This is a genomic window from Dyadobacter sp. CY345 (assembly GCF_021502725.1).
GTDB lineage: Bacteria > Bacteroidota > Bacteroidia > Cytophagales > Spirosomataceae > Dyadobacter.
Genome location: NZ_JAKFFS010000001.1, coordinates 461,569 through 477,979, shown reverse-complemented (window position 1 = coordinate 477,979; position 16,411 = coordinate 461,569). Strand labels below are relative to the sequence as shown.

At 40.9% G+C, this 16,411-nt stretch carries 12 protein-coding genes; 3 read left to right on the top strand and 9 right to left on the bottom strand.

Annotation, left to right across the window (positions count from 1 at the left end; all coding sequences use genetic code 11):
* The first annotated feature begins 22 nt into the window (after positions 1–22).
* Positions 23–715 carry a DUF421 domain-containing protein gene (locus tag L0657_RS02110; protein ID WP_235148744.1) on the top strand — a complete coding sequence of 231 codons (693 nt, stop codon included), beginning with the start codon at positions 23–25 and terminating at the stop codon, positions 713–715.
* Positions 716–782: 67 nt separating this feature from the next.
* On the opposite strand, the gene L0657_RS02105 is transcribed toward L0657_RS02110, so the two are convergent.
* From L0657_RS02105 to L0657_RS02090, 4 genes are all read right to left on the bottom strand, one after another.
* Positions 783–1,373 carry a hypothetical protein gene (locus L0657_RS02105; RefSeq protein ID WP_235148743.1) on the bottom strand — a complete coding sequence of 197 codons (591 nt, stop codon included), beginning with the start codon at positions 1,371–1,373 and terminating at the stop codon, positions 783–785.
* 198 nt (positions 1,374–1,571) lie between these two features.
* Positions 1,572–2,588, bottom strand: coding sequence for a low specificity L-threonine aldolase (locus L0657_RS02100; protein WP_235148742.1), 1,017 nt, complete (start codon positions 2,586–2,588; stop codon positions 1,572–1,574).
* Positions 2,589–3,616: 1,028 nt separating this feature from the next.
* Positions 3,617–4,765: an FAD-dependent oxidoreductase gene (locus L0657_RS02095; protein WP_235148741.1), complete on the bottom strand. Its 1,149-nt coding sequence runs from the start codon at positions 4,763–4,765 to the stop codon at positions 3,617–3,619.
* Between the two features lie 179 nt (positions 4,766–4,944).
* The gene (locus L0657_RS02090; RefSeq protein WP_235148740.1) at positions 4,945–7,269 is read right to left on the bottom strand and encodes a GH92 family glycosyl hydrolase; all 2,325 of its coding nucleotides are present in this window, start codon (positions 7,267–7,269) and stop codon (positions 4,945–4,947) included.
* Between the two features lie 132 nt (positions 7,270–7,401).
* Here L0657_RS02090 and L0657_RS02085 point away from each other — a divergent pair, with 132 nt between their 5' ends.
* Entirely contained in the window at positions 7,402–8,244 is an 843-nt protein-coding gene (locus L0657_RS02085) for an MBL fold metallo-hydrolase (RefSeq protein ID WP_235148739.1), read from the top strand.
* Here the strand turns inward: L0657_RS02085 and L0657_RS02080 are convergent, their stop codons facing one another.
* On the bottom strand, positions 8,245–8,457 hold the full coding sequence (locus L0657_RS02080) for a type II toxin-antitoxin system HicB family antitoxin (RefSeq protein ID WP_235148738.1): 213 nt from the start codon (positions 8,455–8,457) through the stop codon (positions 8,245–8,247).
* A complete protein-coding gene (locus L0657_RS02075; RefSeq protein ID WP_235148737.1) occupies positions 8,454–8,708 on the bottom strand; it encodes a type II toxin-antitoxin system HicA family toxin in 255 nt (84 codons plus the stop codon). Before L0657_RS02075 ends, L0657_RS02080 begins: the two co-directional genes overlap by 4 nt.
* Positions 8,709–8,802: 94 nt before the next feature.
* On the opposite strand from L0657_RS02075, the gene L0657_RS02070 reads away from it, so the two are divergent.
* Complete coding sequence (locus tag L0657_RS02070; RefSeq protein WP_235148736.1) at positions 8,803–9,561, top strand: patatin-like phospholipase family protein; 759 nt, start codon at positions 8,803–8,805, stop codon at positions 9,559–9,561.
* 87 nt (positions 9,562–9,648) lie between these two features.
* On the opposite strand, the gene L0657_RS02065 is transcribed toward L0657_RS02070, so the two are convergent.
* The 3 genes from L0657_RS02065 to L0657_RS02055 form a co-directional block, all read right to left on the bottom strand.
* On the bottom strand, positions 9,649–11,040 hold the full coding sequence (locus L0657_RS02065; protein WP_235148735.1) for a vanadium-dependent haloperoxidase: 1,392 nt from the start codon (positions 11,038–11,040) through the stop codon (positions 9,649–9,651).
* Positions 11,037–14,435: a VCBS repeat-containing protein gene (locus tag L0657_RS02060; protein ID WP_235148734.1), complete on the bottom strand. Its 3,399-nt coding sequence runs from the start codon at positions 14,433–14,435 to the stop codon at positions 11,037–11,039. The genes L0657_RS02065 and L0657_RS02060 overlap by 4 nt, the downstream gene beginning before the upstream one ends.
* A gap of 95 nt (positions 14,436–14,530) precedes the next feature.
* A complete protein-coding gene (locus L0657_RS02055) occupies positions 14,531–16,411 on the bottom strand; it encodes a RagB/SusD family nutrient uptake outer membrane protein (RefSeq protein WP_235148733.1) in 1,881 nt (626 codons plus the stop codon).

Genomic DNA, 16,411 nt, shown 5'->3' with positions numbered 1-16,411 from the left:
TAGAACTGGCAAACAAAGATAAATGAAAGAAATATTTGAGTGGGAGCGCATGCTTCTAAATGAACTACCGGGTATATTTCTTTTTGAAGTAGTATTTCGATCGGCTGTAATGTTCATCCTATTGCTCCTGGTTCTCAGGGTGGCCGGAAAACGAGGAGTCAAACAACTATCTATTTTTGAAACGGTAATCGTTATTTCCTTAGGTTCAGCGGCAGGGGATCCAATGTTTTATGAAGATGTAGGCCTTTTTCCTGCAATCACTGTCTTTCTAACTGTCATTTTACTATATCGGCTGGTCACCTGGCTAACAGGAAAATACAAGAAATTCGAAAAGTTTATTGAAGGAGAAACAGTTTGTCTGATCGACGAAGGTATGTTTTCAGTCACACAATTTAAGAAAGAGAGTCTTGCTCAGGACGAATTTTTTTCTGAGCTCAGATTAAAAAGCGTGGAGCATCTTGGTCAAGTCCGGAAGGCTTATTTGGAATCGTCGGGCGAGGTAAGTATTTTTTATTATGAAGATGATGAGGTAAAGCCAGGACTGCCGATTTTGCCGGAGCCGTTCAATAAAAAGGATAAAACGATAAAAGAAAAAGGTTTGCATTCATGTTCTTTCTGCGGAAATACGACAGAACAAAAACCCGGGATTGCGGTTTGTTATACATGCGGAAGAGAAGAGTGGGTCCCGTCCATCAAAACGATAAGAATAGCATAAATGTCATATAAATCAAGAGCCGCTCCTGAGAAGCAGCTCTTGGTTTATACAAAAAAATCAATTTTATCTAAAACGCAGAACCTACGAGGCTGACGATGCTACTCAGCGATTTATTTGATGTAGTTGCGGCCAATTTTCCCGCAACACCTTTTTTATTCAATGCCCCGACTGATTTTGTCGCTTCGCCAATCAGTCCGCCAAGCTTACTTTGCGAATCTGACCCAAGGATTGATGAGCCGGCTTTTATAAGACCAAGATTGCTTGTCAGGCTTGATGCATTTCCCAATAATCCGGATTCACCTTTTCCAAGTAAACTACTAATCCTGTTTGCGCCAATCAACATTTTCACTGCGCTAACGGCCTTTCCTAATACACCTGATTGAAGTTTGCCACCAGACGCTAGCGGAATCAATGATTTCAAATCGCCTGCTTTGGTCAATAATTTGTCTTTCAAACTTCCGGTAGAGCTTTTTGCTTCATTTTCCACTGCTGCCGCTCCTTGGGTTAATGCCTCGACTGTGGCAGTTGTATCGCCCTTTTCAGATGCCAATACTGCCTTATCAAGTAAACTTTCCGCCGACATATCCTGAGCAAAAGAAAGTTGAGCCATTCCAATCATGAATAATGTGGCTGCTAAATTTAGAATGTAATTTTTCATAACATGTCATTTTAATGTGATGCATTATAGACGCAGGAACATGCTAAATGCCACTTCTTTGGAGAAAACTTTGATCAGAAATGAAAATTAAATTTTAGACAGGGAAGGATAAAAGTATATTGCCGTGGTATTTATTGCGGAAAATCTGCTGCAAAAAAGTAGTCGCACACAGTTCCTGAGCGACTACTTTTTTGCAGATTATCTTAACAATCTATTTCTTAACTCTTGTAAATGATCGTCATTAAAATCGTGGTGTGTAACAAAACGCACCAGATTTTTCCCAAATGTAACTGCTAAAATTCCTTTCTCAGCCAGATTGCGTACATATTCCGGAGCAGAAATTTCTGATGAAATACGTATAATGACGATGTTTGTATCAACCGGATAAATTTCTTCCACTTCTGATTTTTGAAGGAAAATATCCGCGATTATGCGAGCCCGCTGGTGATCTTCTTTTAGCCGTTCGACATGATTGTCCAAAGCGTAAATACCTGCGGCTGCCAGAAATCCTGCTTGTCGCCAGCCACCACCCATTACTTTGCGGAAACGTTTTGCTTTTGTGATTAATTCTTTTGTCCCCAACAACAAAGAACCTATCGGACAACCCAAACCTTTTGATAAACAAATACTTATACTGTCAAACACTTCACCGAACTGGGTTGTTGATTCTCCGGTTTCTACCAATGCGTTGAAAAGACGGGCACCATCAAGGTGAAATGCAAGGTTATTTTGATCGCAAACTTTGCGTATTTGCAGTATTTCGTTAAAATCATAGTAACTTCCTCCACCTTTGTTCATCGTGTTTTCCAGCGACACCATACGACTGACAGTAGCGTGAATATCGCCTTCGGGACTTATCGCGTCGGCAACTTGCGAGGCGTTAATTCTTCCTCTGTCGCCATCTAACAATTTCACGGAAGAGAAGGAATTCAACATAATCCCTCCACCTTCGTAAAGATAAATATGCGAATTTTTATCGCAGATCACGTCACTTCCCGGCTGGGTATGCACGCGAATTGCAAGCTGGTTCGTCATCGTTCCCGATGGACAAAACAAAGCTGCTTCCATACCAAACAAACTCGCAACCTTTTCCTGCAAAGCATTTACCGTCGGATCGTCGCCCATCACGTCATCACCTAGCGGCGCGGCCCACATTACTTCCTGCATTTCTTTCGTCGGCCTGGTAACAGTATCGCTTCGAAGATCTATTGTCATTGAAAATAAATATTAAAGAAAGATTTAGCATTAAAATATTGAGAATCTTATAAGCTTCTGTCACTTGGATTTTAAAGTTAGCCAAGTCGGAATGAAAGGTTGAATATTTTTGAAAAGAAATATCTTTGGAGCTATTTCTTTTTTGTTAGAATGAACTATACCTTTTTTAACTTTTATGTGTTAGCATGGATTATCTTAACTTCTATAAAACAAGCTATCCAGAATTTCCATTCGAAGTCTATAAATTTTGCAGTATTATCTAGTATATATCTCAATTTTCAACATAACAACAAGATGATTTCTAAAAAAAGTAGACGATTTTTAATTATTTGGTTTAGCGTATGTTTTTTCGCCCTATTGTGCAATATAGGCCCTATCGAGGGAGAATTAATAGACAATAAACAGGGGTACTACGTAAATATATTTGCGAATACTAGTGCATCTGAATTTGGCTTTTGGCCATTTAGTAACGAGTTTCAAGATAGATCTGAAATCTTTGGCGAGCCAGATGTAAATGGATTCTATAATACAAATAGTTATTCCGGGTTTAACGGAATATTTAGCGGATTCGGTTATATGGAGTTTTTAATCTATTCATTACTAGGCTTAATGATTGTATTTATACCAAAATACTGGAATTAATGGCTTTAATAACTATTTATTTTAGATCTAAGAGTGACCCACTCATCAAATAAGTTAACACCAAGACAACTAAAATTAGATCGCGAATAATTTCAGCGGCATGCATTTACCTTTGCGTTTTGCGCGAAATCAGCAACCAAATTAGCTATAAACAAAGTTGCCTCATGAAGTTATAAAATACTGTTACGGCTAATGTATTGTATGTATTAAAGAGAGAAATTGCATGTATGACTGAGAGAGTAAAAAATGGTAGGCGACAATGAAAATATCACATTCAACATTTTTAATGGAATTTGGCATATTTTAACGATCCCGTTAACACCAAAACCCCGGGCGATGCCCGGGGCTAAGATAATAACCCTTTCAGGGTGTTGTTTGTTTTGTTGTTATCCTCGCATTTCTTCCATTAATTTCTGGATGATGCCGACGGTTTTTTCGGTTTGTTCTTTGCTCGGGGTTGTATCCCAATTGCCAACAATACCGTTGCTGCCGATGTAAATTCCATCTTTTCTGGAAATAAAATTGGCACCTTGTGTATATAGTTTGTAGTTGACATCACTTTGCGGAATCAGGCAGGAAAGTTGTCCGGATACCGGGGTCAGTTCCTGATCGTTGAAAACTGGCTTTGCCCCTAAACCCATGCAATTAACCACCACCTTTTCAGGCAGTGCGTCGATATCTTCCAGCGATTTGATTTCCTGGATTTTAACTTTACCTCCAAACATGACGAAATCTGTTAATTGATGGCGTAAATATGTTGGAATATTAAACATCAGGTTCGTCCTCCGCGTCACGTGATCAGCATTGAACGGATGTTCTTTTGCAGTTAATTTTACACGTTCAGGGATTAAACCATGAATTTCAAAATCCTCTCCGCCGGCTCCCGGAGTATAGACCGGCTCCTTTTTGAAAACACCATATTCTTCCGCCCAGCAAGCAATATCGTCCATGCCTAAAAAGAATTGAAAGCGTCTGAAAGAAAAGCGTGTCGCATCTTCCCAGATGGCTTTAAACTCCGGTTTTGCCACTTTTACATCGCAAACGCGCGAAGCCGGCGACCAGGTTCCTGTGGCGAGATTACTGGTAATATTTGGCGGAACATCCTTCGTGTAGATCGTAACTTCGCAGCCGCTTTCCTGTAACAAACGGGCCGTGGCAATGCCTACAGTTCCGCAACCAAGCAGCGCAACTTTTTTCTCGTTAGTCGCCAATACCAGTTTCCTTGCCATATTTCCAGTTCCCCATGACAGCGACCACCCGCTTCCACCGTGACCGTAATTATGCACAATAGTTTTACTTCCTAACTGCTCCGATTCAATACGTGGTCCGGAAGGCCGAAAAGGCCGCAAACCTACCGTTTCCTTCACAATGCGGTCCATCGAAAGGCGCAACTTTGGAATCTGATGGTAACCGCGGCTGATGTGGAAATGTTTGTCGGGATAAGTGAGTTGTGTTTTAGGCGCACAGGAAGTTGAAACGGCACCAAGAGCCAAACTGGCGGGAACAGCTTTTTGAAAAAAGTTTCTACGATTCATTTGAAAGGGAGTAATAGGACATTTCAAACGAAAATTAATCAACCCCTCACTCGATTACAAATTTTATATGGCAGAAAAGAAAATTTTCAGAATTTAATTAAAATCATATTTTGTTTAATACAATAATAACATCGTTTAATACCAGTTTTGCAATAGATTACATCACGAATTCAATATCATTACTGCTTTGTCAAAGATGGAGGCGCATCAGTTGTCGCGATTCCCCATTTTTCATTCGGTTTTGTTCCCATTTCTAAAATTAACTCTCCGCCATCTGTTATTTCCTGGTGTGACAAATAGGTTTTTGTGAAAGTTTTACCATTCAATTTGGCCGATTGTATATATTTAGCCTGCTCAGAAACGCCATTCGCCTTGATTTTAAATTTTTTGTTTTTTGAAAACTGAAAAGAAACTTCTTCGAAAAGTGGTGTACCAAGTACATAATATGGCGTTCCGGGCGTCACAGGATATAGTCCGGCCATGCTAAAAGCCAGCCAGGCAGACATCTGGCCTCCGTCCTCGTTGCCGCTTAATCCTCCTGGAGTAACATCATATTCTTCCCGGATTATCTTTCGGACTTGATTCTGCGTTTTCCAGGGCTGTCCGACATAATTATATAAATAAGAAATCTGATGATTCGGCTCGTTTCCGTGCCAATAATATCCCTGCTGAAAAAGTGTATCTAATTTATTGATAAACGCCTTTTCTCCGCCAACAGCCTTTTTCAAACCAGCAATGTCCTGTGGCACAAACCAGGTATACTGAGCCGGCGAGCCTTCCGTAATAAAACTTGAACGCTTTTCAAACGGATCAAATGGTCTGATCCAGCTCCCATTTTCATACCTGCCCCGCGCATAACCCGTTTGTGGATCAATTACGTGCTGATAATTCAACGAGCGTTTTCTCAAAACAGCCGCATCTTCATTATGTCCTAATTCTTCCGCCAAAACAAAAAGACAAAAGTCGTCGTAGGCATATTCCAATGTGCGCGATACCTGTTCGCGTTTGTGAAAAGCCTGCCATACGCTATCTTCCAGCGGGATATAGTTGTATTTCAAATAGGAACTTAATGCTCTCCTCCCCTTTCCCGCTTCGTAACTTTTGATATCCGCATTAGGGTCGAAAGCGTTTTTCCGCAAATACTGGTATCCTGATTTTACATCAAAATTCCTCACATTTTTAACATACGCATCAGCCATAACCGACATAACATGATCACCGACCATGGCAGCTGTATAACTATTCCAGCAGGGAAAAATAGGCATCCATCCACCCTGTTCCGCTTTTTTTACGAGCGACTGCATCATATCGCCAGATTTTTTCGGTTCCAAAAGAACGTTCAAAGGCATGGACGCACGAAAGGTATCCCACATGCTGTAATCACAATAGTAGTCAAAACCTTCCGATTTTTGCAAAGGCGTTCCACCTGCGAAGGAAGGATACTGCCCGTCTGCATCAGAATATAATCTGGGTGATAATTTTGTCCGGTAAAGTGCGCTATAAAAAAGCATTTTATCGTTTTCACTGCCTGTAACTTTTATCTTGCCAAGCGCTTCATTCCATTGATTTTCAGTGGAAAGGCGTACGGCATCAAAACTTTTTCCCGCCTGTTCTTTTTTGAGGTTGGCTCTCGCGCCTTCCAGACTTGTAAAAGACGTACCAATTTGAACAACGACAGCGCCTCCTTTGATGCCAAAACCAACATAAGCACCTAATTTTTCAAGTTTTCCCTTTCCTGCTCTGGTTCTGCCCATCGGCACAATTGTATCAGACTCCCACACACCATACTGCGTAAACGGCGTATCAAATTTTAAAACAAAATATCCGCTGAAACCTGCCGACTGCCCGGATCCCTGATAAATTCTATGAACCGGATTATAACCAACAATTTCTCCTCTTTCAGGAAAAACTTCAACAAAACCTTCTCCCTCATCGCTATTCGGTTCGATCACGATAAAATTTTCCTTTCCAGCCTGATAGGTAAAGCGTAAAATCGCCGAGCGGGCCATAGAAGTCACTTCCGCGTTGATTTGATAATCGTCCAAAGTTACGCTGTAATATGCAGGTGTTGCGATCTCCGTTTCATGCCGGAATTTGGATGCTCGTTTTTCAGGATTCACGATAAGCTCACCTGAAAGTGGCATGACCGTCAAAGTTCCATAATCCTGAACACAGGAACCGTTGAGCCAGTGCGTTCCCCGAAAACCCTGAAAAAGCGTATCTGCATAATAATACGGAGCAATACATTTTGTTTCCGTTGACCTCGTCTGCGGCGTCCATTGCGTCATTCCGTATGGCGTTCCAACAGCTGGCATCGTCTGTCCTTTCAATTCACTTCCCGCCTCACTATGCATTTTGGCACTTTCAGTCGCGGCAGGCGCGGTTCCGATTCTTGTTTCCACATACTGAATGGGTAGTTTCTGCGCAATGGAAAAATGAACAATCATCATAAATCCAGTCAGGAAGCCAACCGATAATTTTAGAAAACGGGAATTGGAATACATAATAAAATTCAAATGTTTGATATTAGCCGGGTTATTGGAATGGATCCGAAGCCGAAATTATTAACTTCTCCATTAATAACTAACTTTACGTTTAAAGCTACTTGTCAGACGAATAAATATCTTCTTTCCCTTATGAATCTTCACACGATCGATACCGGTTATTTCAAACTTGATGGCGGCGCTATGTTTGGCGTAGTTCCAAAAACATTATGGAACAGACATAATCCGGCGGATGAAAAAAATCTTTGCACCTGGGCGATGCGGTGTTTGCTTATTGAAGATGGTGACAAACTTATACTCATCGACACAGGATTGGGTGATAAACAGGACGAAAAGTTCTTTGGCTTTTATGATTTACATGGCAACGCTACTTTGATCCAGTCGATAAAAAATGCTGGTTTCAAGCCGGAAGATATTACGGATGTTTTACTGACACATTTGCACTTCGACCATGTTGGTGGTGCAGTGAAATATAATACAGACAGATCTGTTCTTTTACCAACTTTCTCCAACGCCACTTACTGGTCAAATGAATCTCATTGGGAATGGGCAACCAATCCGAACCCGCGCGAAAAGGCTTCATTTCTGAAAGAAAATATTCTTCCTCTTCAGGAATCCGGCCAGTTGAAATTTATTGAAAAAGGTATTTCACCCTTCGAAAATATTGAATTTATTCATGTGGATGGGCATACGGAACAAATGATGCTTCCTGTTATTTCCTACAAAAATCAGAAGATAATATATGTCGCAGATTTGATACCATCCTCATTTCACCTTCCACTTCCATGGGTCATGAGCTATGATGTGCGCCCATTATTGACGATGCAGGAAAAAGAAAATGTATTGAAAAAAGCTGTTGAAGAGAAATGTATTTTACTTTTTGAACACGACCCAACATACGAAGCCGCGATCGTTGAACAAACTGAGAAAGGTGTAAAGATTTTGGAAAGAGGGAATTTGGTAAATTTTATATAATCAAGCTAACGTCAGTTTACCCTTGGGAATTGGAACTTCTCTACCTAATTCCAGTGCAGTTTCTATCCATTGGTCTATTATGATTTGCACATTTTCCAATGCTTCAATTTGAGTATTTCCGTCCGCCATGCATCCTGGCAACTCAGGTACTTCGACAATAAAAGCATTATCCACCTCGCTCCAATACATTATCAATTCGTATTTGGTGTTCATAATTTTGAAAGGTTATATTTTAAAATAATATTCCGAACTTGTTTTACTTGGTAAGGTTTAGCTTTACTTCCATTAGGTTGAATATTTAAAATTTCAGTAATATCGTTTCTGAAAAATATTCGATGACTTCCTCCTGAGCTTCTCTCCGTGAATCCAAGATTGAGTAAAATAAGTCTCAACTCTAAGTAACTAAAATTATTATCCGAAGAACCGGATAGTATTTTAAGTAAAACCTTTTCAAATTTACTCATTTAAATACGTTTTAAAAAGTAGTGTGTGAGTCCCAAATTTAACGAAATGCAACAGTTTTACCACTCCATGTACTAATTTATAAGTTCAAACAAAATGAAAAAAATTGCACTAGTACTATCAGGTGGCGGCGCTCGCGGAATTTCCCATATCGGAGCAATCAAGGCACTTGAAGAATATGGCGTCAAACCGGCTATCATTAGCGGTACCAGTGCCGGCGCATTTGTAGGTGCGCTGATCGCTTATGGATATACCGCCGACGAAATATTTGAAATTATCCTCAAAACGAGATTCAGTTCCTATTTAAGATTTGGGTTCAGTTCAGGAGGCCTTTTAAAGATTGACAGAATAGAAGAAATCCTGAAAAAATACATTCCCGAAAATACTTTTGAAGCTTTAAAAATACCTTTAATAGTGACCGCGACCGATCTTCACGCTGGTGAAGAAGTGACGTTTCAAAAAGGAGAATTGGGGAAAGTTGTGCTGGCCTCGTGCTGTTTACCAGGAATATTCAAACCGCTTCATTGGGAAGGGCGTGACTTAATTGATGGTGCAATTTTCAATAATCTGCCTGTTGCGCCGGTCGAAAAAGAAGCGGATTACATCATTGGTATTCATTGTAATCCGCTGCTTTTTTCAAAACCGTCGTCGCATATGCACCAAATTACATATCGAAGTATACGAATGGCAATGCGGCACAAAGCCAAGGCCAGCCTCGACCGCTGCGATCTGCTTATTGAAGCTCCTGAATTAAGTACTTTTAATACTTTCGATTTCCGAAAAGCACAAAAGCTTTACGATATTGGATACGAATACACACGCAAATTGCTGGCTGAAAAAGAAATTATATTTTAGGCTGTCGGCAGTCGGCCATCGGCTTTCACTGGATGAGCAATCAGATTAATAGCCTTATAATTATCTTCTTTTATCACAATTTACCAATCATCGACTTGCAGTAGATTTGCCCAAAACTGACGGCCGATTGCTGACAGCCGACTGCTTATTGACAGTCGACAGCCTATCGACAGCCGACAGCCGACTTACTACCCAGTTCCCGACATGCTCACCCTGTGTCCAGCCATTTTCTACGGCGTCCATGAAGTGAATTCCTCCATAAAATCTTGACATGCCTGACTCTTTTGCAGCATGGTTAAAGGATGCAAACTTTCTCGCTTTCAGCCCAAATCGCTCTTCTACTGTGTCTGTGTAAGCAAAATTTTCACCAAAATAATGGGTCAGAATGATGGCTGCTGCTGATGAAACTACCGAATGTCCGCTAAGATATTCAGGAAATGGAGGTGTCTGTAAAAATGGTTTCCAGTTCGGATCGATGTATTTTCTAATCACTGTTTCCGGGCGAATCCGGTTACTTCTGTACTTTTCATCCCAGCAGGCCATAAATCCATCCATTAAACCAATCGCGACCGACGTAGTCACCAGCAAAGTTTTTGATAAATCAGCTTTTGATTGTTTGCAGGCAATATCGGTTATCCCAATCCAATGCGCTCCCGGGGAAATCTTTTTCATCCCAACCAGTAAGTGCCCTTTATTCTCCAGCGCAAACGGATTGCAATCCCAAAATGCGGCTGTGACCTTTGCTTCTCCTTCTATCTTTGTTTGATAATTGGAGAGCATCATTTTATAAAATTCGGAATTTTTATCTTCTGAAAATGGTGCAGGCGCAGCTGGTTTAAATTGCGAAGAAGAATCGAGCGTGAAAGGGCGTACCGTTTTAAAATATGGTTCAACGGGAGGAAAATATCCCGGAGGCGTCGGATACCAGCTGCCCTTCACCTCTGTGGGGGCATAACGCGGAAAATTACTAATCTGGTTGTATTTATCAGCTTTCGCATATTTTAAAATTTGCTTGCTGATGCCTAATCCATAAGCCGCGGAACCAGCAATAACTTCTTCGCTAAAACCCAAAGTTTTACAAGAGTCCAGCAATCGGTCCTGATATTTTTGCAGCATCAAACCACCCGAAGGCTGCATTTTTTTTGCAGTTTCCAACATCGCCAAAACCGCGCTTAATTGGTATGAGTATTCAGTCAGCCCTTCCGGTTTCACGATCACGGGAAAATCATTTAAAACCCCGTGCATTGTTTTATAAGCTGAATCATTTTGCGCAACTATCTCATAGCCGGCCAGACATGCATAGGAATAAAAACGGGCAGCCAATGGCGGATTGGTAACATCGTGTACCATAACATCCGTCATTTCCCTGGTAACCTGACCAATAATCGCTGGATCCAGTTCGGGAGATTTTTCACCTTTCCTGTTACAGCTTATTAAAAATGCAATAATTAAAATGGGGAGGTATAAACGGATTCTCATTTCTTAGTCACTTTATATGCTTTAAGCTCCTGCTGATTGATCCCAAACAACAACGTATTTCCAATCGGCAAAACACTCCGAACATCTCCTTTTAATGCAAAACCAGATTTATTTTGAGGTATGTATTCAAAATTCCCCTTGCCATCACCTTTCAATAAAACGCCGTAATTAGCATCATATTTCCCGAAACGAAGACGGGCCCGATTGCTGTTTCCACAGAACAATAAATCCTCCTTGCCGTCCTGGTCGAAATCGTATGTTGTGATCGTATAAACCGGTGAAGACTGAACTGCCAGCGGTAATTGTTTTTCTTTTAACTTACCCGCCGTATTACTTTCAAAATAAGCTGTTTTCAGAAAATTTGATTTCAAATAGGAAGCACCTTCCAGCTCCTCTTTGGTAAAAATATCTGTAAGTGTCGCATCTGCGTAACTTTTATAATCCTGAAAACGAGTTCTCATGATACTCATCTGGTCGAGCATTTCATCGCGTGTGACATAGGGGTAGCTCTTTCCCTGAATATAAAATGATAGGATCGGATCAACTGAACCGTTGTCGTCAAAATCTTTATAAACCATCTCAACCGGCTCTTCGTCGCTGGCTTTGCATTGCGTATTTAAGCCCATATTGCCGGCAACAATATCCGGTTTCCCATCACTATTGATATCATCCACAAGAATTTTATTCCACCAGCCGCTGTATGACTTATCAAAATAATCGGACGTTTTGTTTGTCAGTTTTCCAGCACTATTTACCAAAACTGTTATTGGCATCCATTCTCCTGCCAAAACCAGATCCGGTTTTTTATCGCCGTTCATATCTGCCCAGGCAGCATCCGTTACCATACCAATTTTCTCCAACTCAGGACAAATTGAGGCAGTCTGGTCAGTAAATTTGCCTTGTCCGTTATTGATCAAAATATAACTTCTTGGCGCTTCGGGATACCTGCCGGGAATAACTCTGCCGCCAACAAAAAGGTCAGGTTTCCCATCTCCATTCAGATCTGCAACCCGAACACAACTTTTACTGAAAAGCATTTTGGGTAAAGCATCTGCCGCTTTTGTAAAATTTCCTTTGCCATCATTGATATACAAACGATCCTGCAACAATGGATCTTCCGGCAGAAAATTAGCATATCCTCCGCTTGCCACGTAAATATCTACAAAACCGTCACCATTGGCGTCAAAAAATGCTGCATCGGTATCTTCGCTTTGTTTGTCGGCTTCAAAAGCTGTAACAGGTTTGGTTATAAATGATCCGTTTTTTTGCTGCAAGAATAATTTTCCCGCTTCTCCATAACCTCCGCCGATATATATATCTTCCAGCTTGTCACCATTCACGTCGCCCTTTGTCAGATTTGGATTTGAGAAAGAAACGGCATTTACCATCAACGGCTGGCGTTTAAAGTCGTTGATTTTATTTGCAGGATTTTTATATGTTATCGGTGATGTGACCAGATTTACCAATGGCGCATGCGGGGTTGGTATCACCTGTTTCCCTGTTGCATTTTTTTCTAATAAAATAAGCAGCTGATCTGCTTTTGGTGTGATAATTTTCTCCTGCTTTCCACCTGGCCATATAATTTTTAACGAATCTATAATCGCCGAATTACCCAAACCAAAATGAAGAACCGGCGAAACGCTTGATTGATATCCGCGTGTCGGCATTTGTTCCAGATATTGTTTTCCGCCTTTTTGGTAAATGGTGATTTTTGCGCCCGTCCCGATCGTGTTCTTACCTTCACCCTTCAATTTCAGCTTCAGATAATGATTTTTCAATTGTTTGCTTCCTTCATTCTGATATATAAAAGCCGAGATGTTAATATTATTGACAACCAGATCAAGGTCACCGTCATTATCCAGATCTGCATAAGCAGCGCCTCCGCTGTTAGAAACCTGTCCCAAACCCCAATCTGCGGCAACGTTTTTAAAAGTTAAATCTTTGTTATTTCTAAAAAGATAATTCTGAATGTTCGAAGAAGGAATTTGATTTACCAATTCCAATACGTCTTCCCTTCTCACCTGCCCCTCTTTCCTTTTTAAATGATCGCCCATGTATTTCAGGAAATCCATATTAGTGTAATCCCTCAAATAACCGTTCGTTATAAACAAATCCTTCCAGCCATCATTATCGTAGTCAGCAAACAAAGGTGCCCAACTCCAGTCCGTATTAGAAACCCCGGACATTTGACCGATTTCAGAAAACATCGGCGTAACCGATTTCCCGACTGATCCGCCTGTCAATCCTTCATTTAATTGAAGCATGTTCCGCATATACTGATAACGGAAACCAACTTTCACATTGAAATCAAACAATTCATAATTGTCCAGTCCAACCTGAAGTTTTTGTCTGCGGTTGTCTTCGGGCAACATGTCAAGTGTGAAAATGTCCGGCAAACCATCATTGTTAAAATCGGCAATTTCGTTGCCCATCGAAGAATGTGAAGTATGCCCGATACCGGCATCAGTCACATCTGTAAAGGTTCCGTTTTTGTTGTTGATATATAAAAAATCAGGTACTGAATAATCATTCGAAATGTAAAGATCAGGCCAGCCATCCATGTTAACATCCGAAATGCCGATACCTAATCCATAACTTAATGCCGAACTATGGATTCCAGCTTTCTTCGTAACATCTTCAAAAACCGGCTCCGCATTACCCTTCATATTATTTCGGTAAAGCCGCGCACCTGCCGAAGAATCTTCCTTTTTAAGAAATTCTGCGGTTGATGATTCATCTAAAATTGGTAGTGCTTTTGGATTATGATTTAACAAAAACATATCAAGATCGCCGTCTCTGTCATAATCAAAAAAAGCTGCCTGTGTGCTCGTAGACGAATTTGCCAGGCCGTATTGTTCTGCCTTTTCTTCAAATTGCGGAACACCTGAACCGTTTGGTCCTTTATTAATGAAAAGCTGATTTTTCAACTTTTCAGGAGATAAACTTCCTGAATAACAAACGTAGATATCCAGTAAACCGTCGCCGTTAACGTCTGCCATGGTAACGCCGGTTTTCCATGGACCTTCTCGACCAGCCGCGTTGGAAGCTGTCGTAATATCTTCAAACTGCATGTTTCCCTTATTGAGATACAGCTTATTTGAAACCATATTTCCGGTAAAATAAATATCATCCAGCCCGTCGCCATTTAAATCGCCAACAGCCACACCGCCACCATTGTAAAAATACTCATACATCAGGACGTTGGTGTTTAAACCCTCAGTCAGCGTATTACTGAAATCAATTTTAGTTTTTTCCGCTGAAAGCAAAGTAAAAAGCTGAGGGCCGGTTTCAGTTGTTTTTTTCTCGTCAGATTTTTCTGATTTACTGCAACCGGCAATAGTTATAATGATAACGAAAAGAAGGGTGGCCGGGTGAAAGCCGTTTTTTAGTTTCATGATAGAAACAGATAATTTGAATGTATTAAAAAAAGAAACTATGCCTGCGTAAATTGCAGGCATAGTTTCAGGTAATAAATATAAACAATGCTTAACTATTTTTCATAACCAGGGTTCTGAACAAGTTTTGCATTTCTGTTGATCTCATCACGACCAAATGGACGGAAATACATTTTATCTACCCAAGTACGGTTCTCGTGAGATTTTTCCTCAACAGGGGTATAAGTATAATTGTAAACCGTAGGATTGTAACGATATGGTTCCTTCATCGACTGACCGGGTTTAAAAGTACCTACAACGTTAATATACATTAAGGTTTCACCCAGTGTAGTTGGTGCAATCATCCAACGACGTGCATCATGGTAACGTTGTTCTTCATATACCATTTCGATTCGGCGTTCCATACGATAAGCCTCTTTCAAAGCAGCACCTGTTACTTTTAAAGCAGGCATACCAGCACGGAAACGGATTCTATTTAACCAAAGAAGTGCTTCGGCTTCTTTACCTAATTCAATGTTAGCTTCCACGTAGTTGAAAACAACCTCGGTTACACGAATAAAAGGCCATGGGATATTCTGACGATCCGAATTATCATATAATGCCGGGTTCGGATCAATGAACTTACGCATATAATATCCTGAACGACTACCATTCCAGTCTTCCACAGTACTGCTTCTGGTGTCAAGTCCCTTACGGTTAAACAAAGCATTCTTATCATCCAAAAGGTCATAAGCACCTGTTTGAATTTGGTTTGCAGGATCGATAACATCAGAAGGGCGAGGTTTCCAGTCAGCTCCATCATATAATACGGTAGCATAAAAACGTGGATCGCGGTTTGTATATGGCGCAGCTTTATGTACTGGATTAGTCCATGAAAATTTAGTACCGTCCATCATTTCATAATCATCAACAAGATTACCAATAGGCGTATTACCAGCCCAGTTGTGGTATCCGTTCGGGCCATTGTTCAACCCAGTCTGACGTGCACCTTCTGCTAAACTCGGAGTAAAATAACGACCAAAAATAAGCTCAGTCGATGCTGTCGGATCTATGTTTTTGTCTCCGCTGCCTCCTGCCATAGCCATCGCAACGTAGTTCGCTTCCCCTTCCGTAGCTGATACTGGCTCAGTAAGATTCAATTTATAACCTCCAGAGCTGGCATCCAATGCCGCTTTTGAGGCATTTAACGCAGCAGTCCACCGAGCTGTCCGATCACCAGAAATATATCCTGTAAATTCAGGATTTGGATAACTTGCAAGCAATGTAGATTTCGCTTTTGCAGTCGGCACATCATGCAAATCACTTGCTGCATAGGTCAAAACTCGTGATTTTAAAGCAAGTGCAGCTGTCAATGATGCACGACCAGTTATAGTCGCCTGTCCGTCCAAAAGCAAAGCTGCGCTGTCCAAATCATTAACAATAGAGTTAACGCATTCCTCATAAGTATTACGAGACACAGAATAATCTTCGTTCAGCGCGTAAGTCTTTTTGATCAATGGTACTGCACCGTAATAACGAACCAATTGCTGGTAGTAATATGCTCTCAAAAAGTATGCTTCCCCTTGTAAACGGCTTTTAAGCGTTTCATTAGTAAACGTTGCTGTCGCCAACTTTTCGATCGCAAGATTAGTAGCGCGAATACGTGTATACATAGGGCTCCAGGCATAGGTATTGTCTTCCCAGCCCAGATTTGAAGGACTTAAACTCCCCTCATTAATCGTATTGATGTTACGCCCGGTATGAGTAAATACTGCTTCATCTGTAAGGGAAGCTAACATTTGCTCGGCAAATCCTCCCTGCTGAAGGCCTGCGTAAATGCCGGTAACAAATGCCTCAGAAAGAGCTCCGTCTTCCCAGACCCGATCACTCGCAATTTCAGTTATTGGCTCTACGTCCAGGAAGTCAGTCTTACACGATGACACTCCGCCGGCAGCCAGTAACGCAATGACAACTAGATTTTTATAATTGAATTTCAT

Excerpts from the sequence above, each read along its gene's own strand:
- L0657_RS02065 (WP_235148735.1), bottom strand. The coding sequence starts at position 11,040 with ATGAGAATCCGTTTATACCTCCCCATTTTAATTATTGCATTTTTAATA.
- L0657_RS02100 (WP_235148742.1), bottom strand. The coding sequence starts at position 2,588 with ATGACAATAGATCTTCGAAGCGATACTGTTACCAGGCCGACGAAAGAA.
- L0657_RS02075 (WP_235148737.1), bottom strand. The coding sequence starts at position 8,708 with ATGAGTAAATTTGAAAAGGTTTTACTTAAAATACTATCCGGTTCTTCG.
- L0657_RS02055 (WP_235148733.1), bottom strand. The coding sequence starts at position 16,411 with ATGAAATTCAATTATAAAAATCTAGTTGTCATTGCGTTACTGGCTGCC.
- L0657_RS02070 (WP_235148736.1), top strand. The coding sequence starts at position 8,803 with ATGAAAAAAATTGCACTAGTACTATCAGGTGGCGGCGCTCGCGGAATT.
- L0657_RS02060 (WP_235148734.1), bottom strand. The coding sequence starts at position 14,435 with ATGAAACTAAAAAACGGCTTTCACCCGGCCACCCTTCTTTTCGTTATC.
- L0657_RS02080 (WP_235148738.1), bottom strand. The coding sequence starts at position 8,457 with ATGAACACCAAATACGAATTGATAATGTATTGGAGCGAGGTGGATAAT.
- L0657_RS02110 (WP_235148744.1), top strand. The coding sequence starts at position 23 with ATGAAAGAAATATTTGAGTGGGAGCGCATGCTTCTAAATGAACTACCG.
- L0657_RS02090 (WP_235148740.1), bottom strand. The coding sequence starts at position 7,269 with ATGTATTCCAATTCCCGTTTTCTAAAATTATCGGTTGGCTTCCTGACT.
- L0657_RS02105 (WP_235148743.1), bottom strand. The coding sequence starts at position 1,373 with ATGAAAAATTACATTCTAAATTTAGCAGCCACATTATTCATGATTGGA.
- L0657_RS02095 (WP_235148741.1), bottom strand. The coding sequence starts at position 4,765 with ATGAATCGTAGAAACTTTTTTCAAAAAGCTGTTCCCGCCAGTTTGGCT.
- L0657_RS02085 (WP_235148739.1), top strand. The coding sequence starts at position 7,402 with ATGAATCTTCACACGATCGATACCGGTTATTTCAAACTTGATGGCGGC.